This is a genomic window from Sphingomonas sp. 320_CC (assembly GCF_059691795.1).
This window is the reverse complement of sequence record NZ_JCAWAE010000001.1, coordinates 976,817-994,011: the sequence shown is the minus strand read 5'-3', so window position 1 is coordinate 994,011 and position 17,195 is coordinate 976,817. Positions and strand designations below refer to the sequence as shown.

Genomic DNA, 17,195 nt, shown 5'->3' with positions numbered 1-17,195 from the left:
ATCGGAGCATTCAGATGACGCCATCGTCCAATCCCACCGCCGCCGGCCTGCGTCTCGTACGGGACCTTCAGGAAATCCTCGGCGCAGGGAACGTCCTGACCGGGAGCCGGCAGACCAAGCGCTATCGTACCGGATTCCGCTTCGGGTCCGGTGAGGCGCTCGCGGTCGCCAAGCCCTCTTCCCTGCGCGAACTCTGGCACGTGGTAAACACCTGCGCACGCGCTAGGGCGATCGTCATCATGCAGGCCGCCAACACCGGTCTTACGGGCGGGTCGACGCCCGACGGCGACGACTACGACCGCGATGTCGTCATCGTCAGCACGGTCCGCATGGGAGGCATCCGTCCGATCCGGGACGGGCGTCAGGTGGTGTGTCTGCCGGGCTCCACGCTCTTCCAATTGGAGGACATGCTCGCGCCCATGGGCCGCGAGCCGCATTCGCGCATCGGCTCGTCCTGCATCGGGGCGTCCGTGCTGGGTGGCGTGTGCAACAACTCCGGCGGCGCGCTCATTCAGCGTGGTCCCGCCTTCACACAAATGACGCTGTTCGCCAGAATCGGCGACGACGGCGTCGTGGACCTGGTCAACCATCTCGGTATCGACCTCGGCGATGATCCCGAAACCATCCTGAAGACGATCGAAACCGGTGCGTACGACGAAGCCGACATCGTCGACGACGAGGAGCGGACCTGCTCCGACCATGACTACCAGAACCACGTCCGCGACGTCGACGCGGAGACGCCGGCCCGGTTCAACAACGATCCTCGCCGGCTGTTCGAGGCAGCGGGGTCGGGCGGACACGTCGTCGTCTTCGCGGTGCGTCTCGACACCTTCCCGCACGACGAAGAGATCGCGGAATTCTACTTGGGGACGAACGACCCGGCGGAGCTGTCAGCGTTCAGACGGCAGGTCCTGCAGCACTTCCGATCGCTGCCCGTCGAAGGGGAGTACATCCACAGTTCCGCGTTCGCGCTGACCGAAAGATACGGAAAGGACACCTTCCTCGCGATCCGGCATCTGGGCGCGAAGCGCCTCCCGGGCCTGTTCGCCCTGAAGGGCAGGTTCGACGCCCTCGTCGCACGCGTACCGTTCCTTCCGGACAATCTGTCCGACCGGATCATGCAGGGGGTCGCGGATCTCTTTCCCCCGCACCTTCCCCGCCGGCTCTACGAGTATCACGAACGGTTCGAGCACCATCTCATCCTTCGGATGTCGGGCGAAGGCATCGCCGAAGCGCGGGAGCTCCTCGGCCGGTCGTTCCCGACGTCGAACGGCGACTACTTCGAATGCACCCCGGACGAGGGGGCGAAGGCGTTCCTGCACCGGTTCGCCGTCGCCGGCGCCTCAATCCGGTTCCGCGCGCTTCACCGCGACCAGATCTCCGACATCGTGGCCCTGGACGTGGCGCTGCGCAGGAACGACGAGGACTGGGCCGAGAAGCTGCCGCCGGAACTGGCGACGAAGGTCGTCGGGGTCAGCTACTGCGCCCACTTCTTCTGCCACGTGTTCCACCGGGACTATCTGCTGAAGCCGGGGTGCGACCCCGTCGCCTTCGAGAACGCGATGTGGGAGCTCCTGGACGAGCGTCGAGCCGAGTACCCGGCCGAACACAACGTCGGCCACCTCTACCAGGCGAAGCCCGCGCTCGTGCGTCACTACCGGGAACTCGATCCGACCAACAGCCTGAACCCGGGCATCGGGCGGACTTCGAAGAACGCCGACTGGAACTGAACGTCCGGATCCGGACCGAAACATCATGGAGAATGCTATGTCGAAGCTCGCTCGCTTCCGGAATGAGGACGGTCTCGGCCTCGCGGCGGACGCCGGAGACGGCTTCCGGGCCGTCTGGTGGAACGACGCCGCCTATCCGGGCGATCTGCCGGAACTGATCGCCGCAGGCATCGACCTGATGGACGTGATCCAGCAGTTCCGCTCTGCGCGGCCCATCGATCTGGACCTCGTCGAACGGCTTCCGCCGCTGCCCCATCCCGCCAAGATCATCTGCGTAGGTCTGAACTATCTAGACCATGCCGCAGAAGGGCACTTCGAGGTTCCGAGCTATCCGACGATCTTCGGGCGGTTCGCCTCGAGCCTGATCGGTGACGGAGCGCCCATCATCCGACCGGACGTTTCCGATCATCTCGACTTCGAAGGTGAACTGGTAGCGGTCATCGGCCTCGGCGGTCGTCACATCCCGGAGGAGGAGGCTCTGCTTCACGTCGCGGGATATTCGATCTTCAACGACGCCTCGGTCCGCGACTATCAGTTCCGCACGCCGCAGTGGACGGTCGGCAAGAACTTCGACGGCACCGGTGCCTTCGGTCCCTGGTTCGTGCCTGCCGCGGCCCTTCCCCCCGGCGCGAAGGGGCTGCGTCTCCAGACGCGTCTCAACGGCGCGGTGGTGCAGGACATCTCGACCGACGACATGATCTTCGACGTCGCCCGTCAGATCTCGCTGCTCAGCGAAGCCATGATGCTCGCGCCTGGGGACGTCATTGTGACCGGAACGCCCGCCGGGGTCGGGTTCGCACGCACACCACCGCTCTGGATGAAGCCCGGCGACGTCTGCGAAGTCGAAATCGAAGGGATCGGCATCCTCTCGAATCCGGTGCAGCAGGAAGTTGCGAGAACCGCGAGATGACGCCCCTACCGAACATCGAACCGCACGGTCAGAGACCTTTGCCGTCGACGGGGGCGACGCGGGCGATTGACGCCGCGCCGGCCTCTCGCGCGTCGTTCCCGGCTAGCGTGATCACACGCGGTTCCATCGCCGTCGGAACGGTGGCGGCGGTGGCGGGGATCGGCGTCGGGGCATGGGAAGAGATCCAGCTTCTTCTGGGCGATCCCATCGTCGCGCTGATGCTCGTGCTCCTCGTGACCGTGCTGATCATGCCCCTGGTCTTCAAGCGGGACGTCTGATCGGGACCGGCGCCGAATCGCCCACACTCTGGCAGCGGTGATCGCATCGCCTCACGGTCTTCCGGTGGTCGTCTAAGGACGACTACCCAGACCCTCGTATAGTTACGCCGCGATGCGAATTGCCCGACAACGGCGCCAGTGGGCGGATCCGCCCCCGAGAATTGGAATGGAAGCCGAACCGCCGTGCCGATCGGACTGACACATTGGTCATGAGACAGGCCTTCAGACTTTCCGGGAAGGGGTGGGCCGGTCTGCCCGCGCTGCTGAGCGCTGAAGTCGCGGACGCGCGATCCGTCACGGTCATCGCCGCTCTGGCCGGCGACTTGGCGATCGCCGTCCTCAAATTCTACGCGGCAGCCTCCACCGGCAGTTCCGCCATGTACGCCGAAGGGATCCACTCCCTGATAGACGCCGGCACCGAAGTCATCCTCCTCTACAGCGTCTTCGCGGCGCGACGTCCGTCTAATGCGCTTCATCAGCTTGGTTACGGACGCGAAGCCTTCTTCTGGAGCTTCGTCGCGGCGCTGCTCATTCTGGCTGCGGGCGCGGGAACGACCATCCACGATGGACTGCTGCAGATCGCGGCCCCCTCGCCGCTCAAGGACGTGCGGCTCAACTACGCCATTCTCCTCGCCTCGCTCTGCGTGGAGATCGTCTCTTCGGCGTTCACCCTCCGCAAGATCAGCGACAGCAAGGGCTGGCGCGGCCTGATCGCCTTCGCCCGTACGTCGCGCGACACAGCCTCGTTGACGGTTCTGTTCGGGAGCCTAACCGGCGTTCTCGGCCTGCTTCTAGCCGCTGCGGGGATCGCCTCCGGCGAGATCCTCGACCGACCATGGCTTGATGGCCTGGCGTCCATCGGCATCGGTGCGATCCTCGCCGTATCGGCGCTGGTGCTGGCCGGTCAGGCCAAGGCGCTGCTCATCGGCCTGTCTGCCTCCCCGGCGAAGGTCAGGACGATCCTGGCCACGGCTCGCGAGGAGCCGGGCATCGAGGCCGTCAATGGCGCGATCACCGTCCACATTGGCGTGGATCAACTGATCCTGGCGCTCAGCGTTGAATTCGCTCCGGGTCTCAAGGCCGTCGAGATCGAGGACGTGGCGAACGGCATGGAGCAGCGGTTGAAGACCGCTCATCCGGAGGTCATCACGGTGTTCATGAAGCCGCAGAGTCCGGAGCGGTTTGCGAAGATCCAGGCGGCGCGAGGTTGGTGAAGGCCTCAGATCGATCACGGGGTGTGGTCCGGGACGGCCGATCGCATGATCGCGGCTCGCATCGCAGCAAAGCTGTTCCAGTACTTCGCCGGCCCGTCTCAAATCGTCCGGAACGGACAAGCCGCGTGAATTTGCGCCAAGCCAACCAGGCTGCGCCGGTTAGCAACGGCGGGACGAGCAAGATCGCCGTGACCACGTGAGGCGCACGACATGACATCGGTTTCAGCGAACGCCGGCGACCACGCCGTGACCAAGGCCATGATACCAACGCCGGCCAGCCACCCTCGAGCTACGCTGGTCGTGACGGTGCTGGCTTCGACCTTGGGCTTCATCGACGCGTCCGCCTTGAACGTGGCCCTGCCCGCGATCGGCCGCGACCTTCATGCCGATCCTGCCGGCCTGCAGTGGACGATCAACGCCTACTGGCTTCCGCTTTCCGCCCTGCTGCTGTTCGGAGGTGCCGCCGGCGATCACTTCGGACGTCGACGGATACTGATAGCGGGCATGCTTCTGTTCTTGATCGCCTCCGTCGGGTGCGCCTTCGCGCAGGATCTGCCCGCACTGCTGATCGCGCGAGCCATCCAGGGCGTCGGCGCGGCGATGCTCATACCCAACAGCCTCGCGATACTCGGCTCGGCTTTCACGGGAAAGGCGCGGGGGAAGGCGATCGGCCTATGGGCCGCAGCCGGATCGATCGGCACCACGCTCGGCCCCCTGCTGGCAGGCGCTCTGATCGAGAACGTCGGCTGGCGGACGATCTTCCTCATCAACATTCCCGTTGCGGCGGGCGCCATCGTCGGCGCTCTCCACTACGTCGGCGAAAGCCGGACCGGCGGTCGGGTCCTGGACTGGCTGGGCGCGGTCGTCGTCACTTTCGCGCTCGGGCTCGTCGCTTGGGCTCTGACCGACTGGACCGGGGGGCATGGCGGGATCGTCCCAGCGGCCGCGATGGCTGCAGGTCTCCTTGCGTTCGTCGTCTTCGTTCTCGTCGAGGATCGGCAGGGTCCGGATGCCATGATCCCGCTCAGCATGTTCGCGTCGAAGCCGCTGGTCGGCATCACGCTGCTGACGTTCTTGGTCTACGGTTCGCTTTCCGGGTTCCTCGTTCTTCTGCCCTACGTCCTCATCACGACCGCCGGCTACACCGCGCTGCAGATGGGTCTCGCTCTCGTACCCTTCCCCCTGATCATCGGGTTGGGATCGCCCTTCGCCGGCCGAGCGGCCGTGGCGGTCGGGTCTCGTCTCCCTTTGTCGATATCGCCGCTGATCGTCGGAGCCGGCATGCTTCTTCTGCTGCGGGTCGATGCGGACGCCACGTACCTGTTCGACGTTCTCCCTGCGATCGCGGTGATCGCCATCGGCATGGCGGGTACGGCGGCACCGCTTACGACGGCCATCCTCGGCGCGGTGGACGCCGCTCGCACGGGAACGGCATCCGGCCTCAACAGCGCCACGACCCGCACCGGCGGTCTGATCGTGACCGCGCTGACGGGCACCGTGATCGCGCGTCATGGTCCTGCGATGATCGACGCGTTCCACGTCGCGGCCGTCATAGGCGCCGTCATGGCAGGAAGCGCCGCACTGATCGCCTACCTCTTCCTTTCACCTTTCCAGCCAGAGAATTGAGCAAGCCATGCCCGAACACAGAATCGTAGGAACGTACCGCGGCGTGGTGATCGACGTCGCGGCCTGGGACGCGGTCGGCGCGATGGTCGAACTGTCCTGCGCCGGCATGTTCACGCACGAAGTGGGCGACGCCCCCCTCGTCGGAGGTCTTCTGGATCTCGATACGGCATTGGACGGACGTCTGCGGACCCTGCGCGCGGAGCGGTCCTTCCGCGCCGAACGGATGGAGACGGTGATGCTCCGTACGCTGCCAACGGTGATCAGGGCGGAGGCAGTCCTGATGATCGGACTCGGGTCGCCCGACGACTGGACCGCGGACGTCATGGAACAGGCGACGAGGGTGGCCGTGCGTGAAGCCAACCGCGTGGGCGCCGAGAGCGCAGGCATCGCGCCCGGCATGCTGGACTCGGGGCTGACACCCGACCGGACGGGTTCGGCGGGCTCGGCAATGCTGCGCGGCGTGGTAGGTGCCATCGATGCCGAGATGCGTCTCGCGGAACTGGGCTTGGCGCTGCAGCCGTCGATGAAGTCCTGGACCTTCGGAACCGGTGCCGCTCACCTCGACGATGCCACGTCCCGGTTCCGCGCAGCGTTGCAGTCGATCGAACTACCCACCTCCTGAGCCTCCGGGCGTCGGACGCTGAACCTCGCGCCCGACGCTCCTCGGCGTTTCATGCCTTGGGTTCGGGGTCCGCGAGATCGACGGCCGGGATGGTCGCGGCCAGAAGCGTCGCCGCTGCGGTCATCGCCGCCAGGGACGCGAACACCAGGCGGAATGCCGAGGTGATGGCTTCGTGGGGAAGGCCCGCCCTTTCGGCGCCTTCGCCTCCGAGCAGCGCTTGCACCTTTCCGGCCGATCCCGGGGCGTAGTGTTCGATCGCGGCCAGGAGTATCGCGGCGGTGACCGCCGTTCCCGATACGCCGCCTACGGACCGGGAGAAGGACAGGGTCGCCGTCGACGCGCCCAATCTCGCCTTTCCTCCAGCCCACTGCGCCATGGTCTGCGCGGCGGGCATGGTCGTTCCGAGTCCCAGTCCGAACAGCACGGAGGATGCAGCGACGGCGATCGGGCCTAGGGTCAACGTGGCAGCCAGCGCCACGAAGCCGAGCGTCGCCATTCCCAGGCCCCAGACCAGCGGCCCCCGGGGCAGCCCCGTGGTGGACATCCGCATGCCGGCCCATGTCGATACGCATACCTGGGCGAGCGTCAGCGGAATGAGCAGGAGTCCCGCAAATGTCGGGCTCACATCGAAGACCAACTCGAGCATCAACGGCAGCTGGACCAACGCCCCGAAGAGCGCTGCGGCGAAGAGGAGTACGCAGAGCGCGGACTTCCACACCACGGGCTGCGTGAGCAGTCCCGGTGAGAGCAGCGGAGCCGTCACCCGCCTTTCCACGGGCAGAAGCAGAGCCAGACCGAGCAGACCGATGCCGAGCAGGATGAGGACCGGCGCCGATGTCCATCCGAGCGAGGAGCCCAGACTGAGGGCGACCAGAAGGGCGAGGGTCGCGGCGACGAACATCGCGGTGCCTTGAACGTCGAGCGAGAAGCCGCCCTGTCCCTCTTCGGCTTCGACCCTCATCGCCGCGACGGCCGCCGCCAATCCGAGCGGTACGTTTACCCAGAAGATCCAGCGCCAGCCGACGTGCTCGGAGAGGAGGCCGCCGAGGACGGGACCGAGCGTGCTGGCGGTCGCGAAGACGGCTCCGAACCAACCCTGGAAACGTCCTCGTTCCTTGGGGCTGACGGCTTCGCCGATCAGCGCCTGGGACAGCGTCATCAGCCCCCCGCCGCCGAGCCCCTGAAGAGCCCGTCCGATGACCAGGACCGTCAGGTTGGGGGACAGCGCGCAGGCCACCGACCCGGCGATGAACAACGCCAGCGCACCGAGAAGCACCGTCTTGCGTCCGACGGCATCGCCCAGTCGGCCGTAGATCGGCGCTGCCACGGTCGCAGCCAGCAGATACGCGGTGACGATCCAGGTTATGTCGGCGAGACTGCCGAGCTGAGCGGCGATCACCGGGAGCGCCGTCGCGACGATCGTCTGATCCAGGGATCCGATGAACATCGCCGGAGCGACGGCCAGGAATATGCCCATGAACCGCAGCGTCTCGGAGGACGGTGCGGCCTGCTCCTCGGTTGCAGCGACCGGCGACGCCTCGACAGGCTTGGTTCCGGTCACTTCGCCGTGCCCGGACAGGAACGTGCTCGCTTCAGAGGGCCCCGACGGCCGACTTGATCGGGAACTGGGTTCCTTCGGACTCTGGTCGCGTAAATGGCGGGGTTCGTTGGGTCGGAGGTCATTCAACGGCTACTCGCGACAAAACTTGGTGCAGCGAAAGCTATGCGGCGAAGTGACCGCGCTCTTGTCGAAAAACGGCGCGTTACGGACCGATCCGCTCCTGATCGACCTTCCCGGGCGGCGGGACGAGCCTCGACGACACGCCGAAGAGGATGAGCAGCGCGGTTTTGATCGGTTCGACCAAGCCATGACGGATTTCTGCAATGCTCGATGCCTCGACGCGCGCAATCCGAGGCGATCTCCGCTCAGCAATCGCCATTAAGGATCCATTCGATGACCGGCTGCACCCATCTCGATACCATCAAAGACGTCACCCCCAGCGCCGCCGGATGCCAGGAGTGCCTCGAGACCGGGTCCTGGTGGGTGCATCTCCGCCTCTGTCGCGAATGCGGCCATGTCGGCTGCTGCGACGAGTCGCCGAACCGGCACGCCACGAAGCATTTCCACGCCACTGGCCATCCCATCATCGAAGGATACGACCCGCCCGAGGGCTGGGGCTGGTGCTACGTCGACGGAATCGAGGTGCCGCTGCCGGATCAGACCGCCCAACCCGGCCCCATCCCCCGTTTCGTATAGCGGGATGCAATCGCCTCTCCGAAGGAAGTGGCTAACGGGTCAGGCATTCCGGTCAAGGTATCGATGCACCGCCTGGATGACGATCGACCCTTCCCCCACGCCTGCCGCGACTCGTTTGACGGATCCCGCACGCACGTCTCCGACGGCGTAGATCCCGTCCCGGCTGGTCGCGTAAGGGGATTCCAAGGCCTTGCCTTCGGCGTCACGGCCGGTGAGTACGAAGCCCTTCTCGTCCAGCGGAAGACACGTCCTGAGCCAGTCGGTGTTCGGCTCGGCGCCGATCATGACGAAAAGGCTTCCGCACGCGATCCTCGTGGTCTCCCTGGTGCGGTCGTCGATCCACTCCACCTCCTGCAGGTTCGTTTCGCCGAATACGCCCGTGACCTCGCTGAAGGGGTGCAGCGTGATACGCGGCGACATCGCGATGCGCTCGACCAGATAGTCGGACATCGTCTCCGCCAGGCCCGACTTCCGGACCAGGATGTGGACGTGGCCGGCGTGTCGTGAGAGGAAGACCGCGGCCTGCCCGGCCGAGTTGCCCCCGCCGACGACCACGACGTTCTGGTTCTTGCACAGGCTGGCCTCCATCGCCGTCGCCGCATACTGGATGCCGGCTCCCTCGTACCGTTCGTACTGGGGGACGGACAACCGTCGGTACCGCGCGCCCGACGCCACGACGACGGCCGATGCCAGTACGACCTGGCCGTCTTCGAGTTCGATGCGGAAGGGGCTCGTCGAGCAGTCCAGTCGGGTCGCCATCCGGGAGACGGCGATCCGTGCGCCGAACTTCTGCGCCTGGACCTGGGCGCGCCCGGCCAGGGCCTGTCCCGAAATGCCGGTCGGAAAGCCCAGATAGTTCTCGATTCTCGAACTGGTACCTGCCTGTCCGCCCGGGGCGAGGCCTTCGATCACCACGGTCTTCAGGCCTTCGGAGGCGCCGTAGGTAGCCGACGCCAGCCCCGCAGGTCCGGCTCCGATCACCGCGACGTCCCAGATCTCGTCGACGGCGAACCTTTCGGTCAGTCCCAGCTTGTCCGCGAACTCCGGCGTCGGCGGGTTCCGCATCACGGTCCGGTCAGGCGTTACGACGGCGGGCAAGTCGCCCGGCTCCAGGCCCAGTTCCACCATGAGGTCGACGCCTCGAGGGTCGCTCGCCGTATCCACCAGCCGGATCGGGTAGCCGTTCCTGATGGCGAAGCGCTCCAGGCGGAGGGTGTCGTAGGATGATGCGGGTCCCAGCAGCGTGATGCCAGCTTCCCCGTGATGGACGAAGCCCATCCGCCGCAGGATGAACGCACGCATCACCGTCTCGGCGATGTCGGACTCGGCCGTCATCAGCCGCTTGAACCCGGACTCGGCGATGCGCAACACGCGTACCGCGGTTATCGCGCGCGCGCTGACCAGCAGAGCGCGAGCGCTGAAGTGATCGAGTTCGCCGGTGAACTGGCCGCGGCGGTGGACCGTCAGGAGCCGCTCCGACCCCTCGCCGTCCTGATCCGCGGCGAAGATACCGATCTCGCCGCCGAGCACGACGAAGAAATCGGCGTGCCGGTCGCCGCGAGCGAAGAGCGGGGCGCCAGGGGGTAGCGCCTCCTCGACGCCGTAAGGGCGGATCCTGTCCGTCATCTCGTCGGACAAGACCGGGTACACTTGGCCGGTTCGCGCATAGGGATCATCGAGATCGACGGGAAGCTGCTGCACGGGCTGTTCCTCGGTCGCGCCGGAATGGCGCGAGCATCTCGAGCGGATATGCTAGAAAGCCGGCGATCCGGCTTGGTCGTGCATGACCCTAGTTGGACGGCTCTGCGTGATCGATGATCGATACTGCCGGAACGCCGCCCGCGCCCCGAGCCCGCCTTTTCAGTTTCATCGAATGTTCTGACGTACTTTATCTGACTGATCGATCATGTCAGCACCGCCTATCTCCATGGCAACGGAACGACGGAGGACGAAATGGGCAACGAGGCAACGACAGAACCGACCCTCAGCTCGCTGGAATGGCAAGCGGTGTCGGTAGCCCTGAGCGACGCTTCCATGTGTGGATGCGGTGCCACGGGGAAAGCTGGCGTGGCAGGTCGCCTCTTTCGCGCTCTGACCGGCAACAAGGGGCCCAGGCCGCTCGCGGACCCCAAGCTCGAGGCCGTTCGCGACTTCGTCTGCGAGACTAATCGCCATCGGCGGATAGCCAGCGACTACGTCCCGGCTCTCCGTGCTTTCGGCTTCAACGATCGTCAGGTCGACGCGCTCGCGCTTCTGTCCGCCTGACCATCCTACCCCAAAGGAGATACGACATGATCGAACTTCGTCCCTTCGCTTCGCTCGGCGGCGCCAATCACGGCTGGCTCGACGCCAAACACCATTTCTCATTCGCGAACTACTACGATCCCAAGCGCGAGAGTTGGGGGAATCTCCGGGTTTGGAACGACGACACCATCGCACCACAGTCCGGATTTCCGCCGCATCCCCACCGCGACATGGAGATCATCACCTACGTCCGCGAGGGAGCGATCACGCATCAGGACAACCTCGGCAATGTCGGTCGCACCGAGGCCGGCGACGTGCAGGTGATGTCGGCTGGTACGGGCATCGCCCATGCGGAGTATAACAAGGAGGACGTCACGACGAAGATCTTCCAGATCTGGATCCAGCCGACCCGCTCGGGCGAGAAGCCGAGCTGGGGTGCACGTCCCTTCCCCAAGGGCGAGCGTTCGGGACGCTTCGTGACTCTGGCGTCGGGGTTCGCCAACGACGACGACGCTTTGCCGATACGCACCGACGCACGCATCGTCGCTGCGACGCTGAAGGCGGGCGAGACCGCGTCCTACCCGCTCGGGAAGGACCGACGCGCCTACCTCGTGCCTGCGACCGGCGCGATCGAGATCGACGGCACTCGCGCCAACGCGCGCGACGGCGTTGCGATCAGCGATGTCGAGACGCTTACGATCACGGCCGTCGAGGACAGTGAGATCATCCTGGTCGACGCCGCCTGACCTAATCAACGCCGGGCTTCGGCCCGGCGACCTCGTTACGGAGCTAGCCCATGTCCATCCGTTCCAGCGACATCGAAGGCGTCGAGCAGGTCATCCTGCCACCCGTCCGCGACCTTGGCGACGGCTTCACCGTCCGCCGCGCGCTGCCCTCCGCTCACAGACGGATGGTCGGTCCCTTCATCTTCTTCGATCAGATGGGTCCTGCCGCGTTCCGTGGGGGCGAAGGTCTCGACGTGCGCCCCCATCCTCACATCGGTCTGGCGACGGTCACCTACCTGCTGGAGGGGGAAATCCTCCATCGCGACAGCGTCGGTTCAGTGCAGGCCATCCGTCCGGGCGAGGTCAACTGGATGACGGCGGGCTCGGGCATCGTGCACTCCGAGCGTACCGGTCCTGAGAACAGGGTCAGTGGTGCATCCCTGTTCGGGCTGCAGACCTGGCTGGCGCTGCCTGCGGGGCTGGAGGAGATCGCTCCTGACTTCGCGCACTACAAGGCAAGCGAAATCCCGGTCGTGGAAGCCGACGGTACGCGGCTGACGCTCGTCGCCGGCCAGTCTGACGGGCTGGTGTCACCGGTGAAGACGTTCTCCGATCTCGTCTATGCAGACATCCATCTCCAGCCGGGCGCTCGGTACCAGTTGAAGGCCGAGCACGTCGAACGGGCGATCTACGTTGTTGGGGGAGCGATCGAAGTCGTCGGACAGACCGGTGGCTTTGCCACGGGCGAACTCGTCGTGTTCAAGCCCGGTGCGGAAATCCTCGTCCGGGCGCAACATGGAGCACGGCTGATGCTGATCGGCGGCGAGCCGTTTCCCGAACGACGGCATATCTTCTGGAACTTCGTGTCCTCGCGCGAGGAGAGGATCGAACAGGCGAAGTCCGATTGGAAGGCCGGTCGTTTCGCGCATGTCCCGGAAGAGCACGAATTCATCCCTCTTCCGGCCGAGCCCGAGCCGGTACGATATCCCTGACGTTCGACGCCGAGCGGCTTCGCGATCGCCCGGGATCTGCGGAGTGCGATCGGCAGCCAAGGAGGGCTACGCCGCGATGCCGAGGCAGTTATGCGGTCTGACGGCGTGGGCTCTCGATGGCGTCACCGTAAGACAGGGCGCTTCACCACTCTGTTTCTCACTCCAGCCGGCTTAAGGTGATCGAAGGCGCTGGCCACTACCGCGGACGATCTGACGGGGGCGCTGCAACCCCGTCAGATCACCGGACCGGGCCCTAACCGATTCTCACTTCAGCCGGGCTGCCGTTTCGGCAATCCGCCGCCCCTGGTAGCGCGCGCCGTCGAGTTCGTCGGCTGCGGGCTGCCGGCTTCCATCACCGTCCGCGATCGTGGTCGCTCCGTAAGGCGAACCGCCCCGCACCTTGTCGACGCCGACCTGAGCCTGGAACCCGTAATCCAGGCCGACGATCGTCATGCCGTGGTGCATCAGGTTAGTGATGATGGAGAACAGCGTTGTCTCCTGCCCGCCGTGCTGGCTCGCGGTCGACGTGAACGCGCCGCCCACCTTGCCTATGAGCTTGCCCGTGAACCACAGGCCGCCCGTGGCGTCCCAGAAGCTGGCCATCTGACTCGGCATGCGTCCAAAGCGCGTCGGGGAGCCGACGATGATGGCATCGTAGTCGGCGAGAGCATCGGGGCCTTCGATCAGGGCGTGCGCGCTCTCGGTCTTGAAGTGCGCCGCTTCGACGACCGCCTGCGGAACGGTCTCGGCCACCCGCCGCACATCCACGTTGGCGCCGGCGGATCGCGCGCCCTCTGCGACAGCGTCCGCCATCTGCTCGATATGGCCGTAGGATGAGTAGTAGAGCACCAGAACCTTGGTCATCGGAATATCCTTCTTTTCCGTTCGTCTGGATCGCGACCCGAACCCACGGAGGGAGGGAGGCTCGGGCCGCGAACCGTGAAACTTTTATCTCGTAGTCAGACGTTCTCGATCCTCAGGACCGGCGCCGTAGCCGCGCGCGTGGCGCGGCAGGCGTCTGCGTCCTGCGTCAGATCGACGCCGTAGGTCGGGATGATCCTCTTCAAGCCGGGCAACCACGCGTCGTCGGCGAGCTTGTCCGGGAAGCACCTCTCCAGGACCTCCATCGCGATGTAGGCCGCCGTCGAGGCGCCCGGGGAAGCGCCGAGCAGCGCCACGATCGACTTGTCGGCGGCGGAGATCAGTTCGGTCCCGAACTCCAAACTGCCGCCCCGGTCGGTCTTGTCCGGCTTGATGACCTGGACGCGCTGGCCCGCGACCGCCTCCTTCCACTCGACGCGCTTGGCGTTCGGGAAGAACTGCTTGAGCGTCTCGAACTGATGCGCCCCCGTCTGCATCACCTGGCCGACGAGGTACTCGGTGAGCTTCACGTTGTCCTTCGCGACGTTGAGGAGCGGGATCACGTTGTCGGGCGTGATCGAGTGGAAAAGGTCGGTCAGGGAACCGTGCTTGAGGAACTTGCTCGAGAAGCCGGCATACGGACCGAAGAGCAGCGAGGTCTTTCCAGCGACCACGCGCGTATCGAGGTGCGGGACCGACATGGGAGGCGAACCGCTCGCCGCCTTGCCGTAGACCTTGGCGTGATGGCGCGAGGTCACCGCGTCGATCTCGCAGCGCAGCCAGATGCCGCTGACCGGAAACCCGCCATAGCCGTCCCCTTCGGGTATGCCGGACTTCTGGAGGAGTTCGATCGAGGCGCCTCCGGCTCCGATGAACACGAAGCCCGCCGATACGGTCTGCCGCGTTTCGTCGTAGACGTCCTCGATCTCGACGTTCCACCGTCCGTCGTCCGTCCGCGTCAGATCGACGACCTTGCGGTTGTAGCGCAAATCGAAGTCGGATTGGGCCGACAGATGCTTGACGAGCAGATGGGTGAGCGATCCGTAGTCCACGTCGGACCCGGTGATCATCCGTGTCGCCGCGATTGGCTGGTCCTCGGCCCGGCCCTCGATGATCAGCGGCGCCCATCCGGCGATCGTCGTCCGGTCCTCGCTGTACTCCATGCCTTGGTAGCAGTGATGCGCCGACATCGCCTCGTACCGGGCCTTCAGGAACGCGACGTTCTCCGTACCCCAGACGAAGCTCATGTGCGGGCACGGGTGTATGAAGGCGCGAGGATCCGGGATCGCTCCCTTGGTGATGAGGAAGGACCATAGCTGACGCGATATGTCGAACTCGGTGTTGACCTTGAGCGCCTCGGAGATGTCGATGCTGCCGTCGGCACGCTGAGGCGTGTAGTTGAGTTCGCAGTTTGCCGCGTGTCCGGTCCCGGCGTTGTTCCACGCCTCCGAACTCTCCTGCCCGCAGTCGTCGAGCGTCTCGAACATGGCGATCCGCAGCGACGGATCGAGTTCCTTGAGCACGGTGCCGAGAGTCGCGCTCATGATGCCGGCGCCGATCAGGACGACGTCGGGCTTCGAGGATGTCGGAGTGATCATGCCGCGTCTCCCTTCGGCTTGAAGTTCAGTTCGGCGCCCTCGCGATAGACGACGTAGGCCCTGCGCCACGGCTCTTCGCCGATCAGCCGCCACTTGTGACCACTTCCGCTGTCGTCCTGCGCCAGAAGGACGTCACCCGGGCGGATGGTGAACGTCGCTCCGGACTTCGTTTCGAATTCGAGCGTACCGGAAAGCGTGATGACGAACCGCGGGACCGGGTCCTGATGCCATTCGAACGATCCTCCGGACCGCGTCTCCTGGAACGAGACCGCGACGGCTTCGACCGGCGAGCCGACGAAGTCGCCACGGGCGCCTTCGGTCATCTGGATGCTTCCCTCTTCGAAGAGGGAGTCACCATCGGAACCGGTCCACATGCGGACGCATCGGATCATCGAATATCTCCAGGCAGGCTGCGGCGAAATCTGGGTGAGTGCGCTCGGCGCTTCATGGGATGCTTCTGCGCGACCGTGGGCCCTGCGCGATTGTCGAATTCGAACGCGATTCGGCGCGTTCGGACATAGGCGACGTTTCAACGGGCCGATCGGCGCTTCTATCGGGTGGTCGATTTCTGACGGGCTGATGCACCGATCCGGCCCGGACTCGACTACATCGTTTTTTGATCGTTCGGCGGAGGATGCGACAAGGTTTCCGGCCGCCGTTGTCCTAGGGCAGGTCAACCGATGCTGTGCGTCCGTGGCCTCGTCGAGGAGCGGCATGGCGGCAAAGCAGTTTTATTCCGGAGTTTGTGATGACGACCGAAGCGCAGATGACATCCGGAGCCGCCGGGACCGGAAGGTCCCTTTCGACGAGCATGACGTTCGCGATGGCGATTGCCGCCGGCGTCGCCGTCGCGAACATCTACTACAATCAGCCGATGCTCGGGGTCATGGAGAGGGAACTGCCCGGCCGAATGACGGGGTTCGTGCCGACAGCGACGCAACTCGGGTACGCTGCCGGACTCTTCCTGCTCGTGCCGCTCGGCGACCTGGTCGAACGCAAGCGTCTGATCGTCATCCAGTTCGGGGTGCTGGCTGCCGCCCTGGTCGCTGCGGCGCTTGCTCCCACCGCGGAGCTGGTGATCCTCGCGTCGCTTCTGCTGGGCGTCGCCTCGACGGTCGCACAGCAGATCGTACCGCTGGCCGCTCACCTCTCCGCACCCGATCGTCGCGGGGCGACCGTCGGGACCGTGATGTCGGGAGTTCTCTGCGGCATTCTGCTGAGCCGGACGCTTGCCGGGTTCGTCGCGACGCATGCCGGCTGGCGGGAGATGTTCTGGCTCGGCGTACCCATGGCTCTGGCGGCTGGCGCCTGGATGGCTTGGACGCTGCCCCGCAGTCGACCGACGACGGATCTCTCCTACGGCCAACTGCTGCGATCCCTGGTCGGGCTGTGGCGCGAGTTCGGTGAACTGCGTCTGGCGGCCGTCACGCAGTCGCTCGTCTTCGCGGCCTTCACGGCGTTCTGGACGATACTGGCGTTCCGCCTTCAGGAACCGCGCTTCGGTCTAGGCGCGGACGTGGCGGGGCTCTTCGGCATCGTGGGTGCGGTGGGCATTCTCGCGGCTCCCCTCGCCGGACGCTATGCGGACAGGAAGGGACCTCGTCCGGTCATCGCGCTCGGGGCCGCCCTCACCCTCGTCTCCTGGATACTATTCAGTCTATGGACGTCGATCGCCGGGATGATCGTCGGCGTGATCGTACTCGACTTCGCGGTGCAGAGCGCACTCGTTTCCAACCAACACGTCGTCTACGCGCTGAGACCCGAAGCACGTGCACGACTGAACACGATCTTCATGGGCGGGATGTTCCTCGGGGGGGCAGCCGGATCCGCTGCCGCCACCCAGGCCTGGACCGCGGCCGGTTGGTTCGGGGTCTCCGTTCTCGGGGCCTTACTGGCGCTCTGCGCCACCGTGATCCAGTGCGTGAGCCTGATCCGCAGACGCTGAGGGGTACGGCGACGAAGTCGGCCGTACCCGAGAACACGACCGCTGCCTCGTGAAGGTCGTCGAGCGTCTGGCCAGCGCCTGAGGCCGGCGAAGCGTGTCGAAAGGCGCGATGACCCGCGTGCCCGGCGCTTCCATGTTGAGGGACACGTCGAAACCTATACCATCGTATAGTCGCGCTGGTTGCGCACAAGGC

17 protein-coding genes are annotated in these 17,195 nt (G+C 65.6%); 11 read left to right on the top strand and 6 right to left on the bottom strand.

Annotated elements, in window-relative coordinates; all coding sequences use genetic code 11:
- The first annotated feature begins 14 nt into the window (after positions 1-14).
- The 6 genes from dld to AC59GX_RS04530 all read left to right on the top strand — a co-directional run bounded on the left by dld (position 15) and on the right by AC59GX_RS04530 (position 6,380).
- Positions 15-1,730 carry a D-lactate dehydrogenase gene (gene dld, locus AC59GX_RS04555; RefSeq protein ID WP_497301092.1) on the top strand — a complete coding sequence of 572 codons (1,716 nt, stop codon included), beginning with the start codon at positions 15-17 and terminating at the stop codon, positions 1,728-1,730.
- A 37-nt stretch (positions 1,731-1,767) separates the two neighbouring features.
- Complete coding sequence (locus AC59GX_RS04550; protein WP_497301091.1) at positions 1,768-2,640, top strand: fumarylacetoacetate hydrolase family protein; 873 nt, start codon at positions 1,768-1,770, stop codon at positions 2,638-2,640.
- Between the two features lie 107 nt (positions 2,641-2,747).
- Positions 2,748-2,918, top strand: coding sequence for a hypothetical protein (locus AC59GX_RS04545; protein ID WP_497301089.1), 171 nt, complete (start codon positions 2,748-2,750; stop codon positions 2,916-2,918).
- 209 nt (positions 2,919-3,127) lie between these two features.
- Positions 3,128-4,132 carry a cation diffusion facilitator family transporter gene (locus AC59GX_RS04540; RefSeq protein WP_497301088.1) on the top strand — a complete coding sequence of 335 codons (1,005 nt, stop codon included), beginning with the start codon at positions 3,128-3,130 and terminating at the stop codon, positions 4,130-4,132.
- 210 nt (positions 4,133-4,342) lie between these two features.
- On the top strand, positions 4,343-5,758 hold the full coding sequence (locus AC59GX_RS04535) for an MFS transporter (protein ID WP_497301087.1): 1,416 nt from the start codon (positions 4,343-4,345) through the stop codon (positions 5,756-5,758).
- A gap of 7 nt (positions 5,759-5,765) precedes the next feature.
- Positions 5,766-6,380, top strand: a complete 615-nt coding sequence (locus AC59GX_RS04530; RefSeq protein WP_497301085.1) for a M17 family peptidase N-terminal domain-containing protein — start codon at positions 5,766-5,768, stop codon at positions 6,378-6,380.
- Positions 6,381-6,429: 49 nt separating this feature from the next.
- Here the strand turns inward: AC59GX_RS04530 and AC59GX_RS04525 are convergent, their stop codons facing one another.
- Positions 6,430-7,941, bottom strand: coding sequence for an MDR family MFS transporter (locus AC59GX_RS04525; RefSeq protein WP_497301083.1), 1,512 nt, complete (start codon positions 7,939-7,941; stop codon positions 6,430-6,432).
- A 202-nt stretch (positions 7,942-8,143) separates the two neighbouring features.
- A complete protein-coding gene (locus AC59GX_RS04520) occupies positions 8,144-8,320 on the bottom strand; it encodes a hypothetical protein (protein ID WP_497301081.1) in 177 nt (58 codons plus the stop codon).
- A gap of 14 nt (positions 8,321-8,334) precedes the next feature.
- Between AC59GX_RS04520 and AC59GX_RS04515 the strand changes: the two genes are divergently transcribed.
- Positions 8,335-8,637, top strand: a complete 303-nt coding sequence (locus AC59GX_RS04515; RefSeq protein WP_497301079.1) for a UBP-type zinc finger domain-containing protein — start codon at positions 8,335-8,337, stop codon at positions 8,635-8,637.
- Between the two features lie 39 nt (positions 8,638-8,676).
- Here the strand turns inward: AC59GX_RS04515 and AC59GX_RS04510 are convergent, their stop codons facing one another.
- Positions 8,677-10,275, bottom strand: a complete 1,599-nt coding sequence (locus AC59GX_RS04510; protein WP_497301077.1) for an FAD-dependent oxidoreductase — start codon at positions 10,273-10,275, stop codon at positions 8,677-8,679.
- Between the two features lie 429 nt (positions 10,276-10,704).
- On the opposite strand from AC59GX_RS04510, the gene AC59GX_RS04505 reads away from it, so the two are divergent.
- Genes AC59GX_RS04505 through AC59GX_RS04495 form a run of 3 tightly spaced genes read left to right on the top strand, consistent with a single transcriptional unit; the run spans position 10,705 to position 12,598 of the window.
- The gene (locus AC59GX_RS04505) at positions 10,705-10,902 is read left to right on the top strand and encodes a hypothetical protein (protein WP_497301076.1); all 198 of its coding nucleotides are present in this window, start codon (positions 10,705-10,707) and stop codon (positions 10,900-10,902) included.
- A gap of 26 nt (positions 10,903-10,928) precedes the next feature.
- Entirely contained in the window at positions 10,929-11,627 is a 699-nt protein-coding gene (locus AC59GX_RS04500) for a pirin family protein (RefSeq protein WP_497301074.1), read from the top strand.
- A gap of 50 nt (positions 11,628-11,677) precedes the next feature.
- A complete protein-coding gene (locus AC59GX_RS04495; protein WP_497301073.1) occupies positions 11,678-12,598 on the top strand; it encodes a pirin family protein in 921 nt (306 codons plus the stop codon).
- A 264-nt stretch (positions 12,599-12,862) separates the two neighbouring features.
- Here AC59GX_RS04495 and wrbA read toward each other — a convergent pair whose 3' ends face one another.
- The 3 genes from wrbA to AC59GX_RS04480 all read right to left on the bottom strand — a co-directional run bounded on the left by wrbA (position 12,863) and on the right by AC59GX_RS04480 (position 15,380).
- Entirely contained in the window at positions 12,863-13,462 is a 600-nt protein-coding gene (gene wrbA / locus AC59GX_RS04490) for an NAD(P)H:quinone oxidoreductase (protein ID WP_497301071.1), read from the bottom strand.
- 95 nt (positions 13,463-13,557) lie between these two features.
- The gene (gene mqo / locus AC59GX_RS04485; protein WP_497301070.1) at positions 13,558-15,057 is read right to left on the bottom strand and encodes a malate dehydrogenase (quinone); all 1,500 of its coding nucleotides are present in this window, start codon (positions 15,055-15,057) and stop codon (positions 13,558-13,560) included.
- Positions 15,054-15,380 (bottom strand): cupin domain-containing protein, encoded by a 327-nt coding sequence (locus AC59GX_RS04480; RefSeq protein ID WP_497301068.1) that lies wholly within the window; start codon positions 15,378-15,380, stop codon positions 15,054-15,056. The genes mqo and AC59GX_RS04480 overlap by 4 nt, the downstream gene beginning before the upstream one ends.
- 425 nt (positions 15,381-15,805) lie before the next feature.
- On the opposite strand from AC59GX_RS04480, the gene AC59GX_RS04475 reads away from it, so the two are divergent.
- Positions 15,806-17,002 (top strand): MFS transporter, encoded by a 1,197-nt coding sequence (locus AC59GX_RS04475; protein ID WP_497301066.1) that lies wholly within the window; start codon positions 15,806-15,808, stop codon positions 17,000-17,002.
- Positions 17,003-17,195 lie beyond the last annotated feature (193 nt).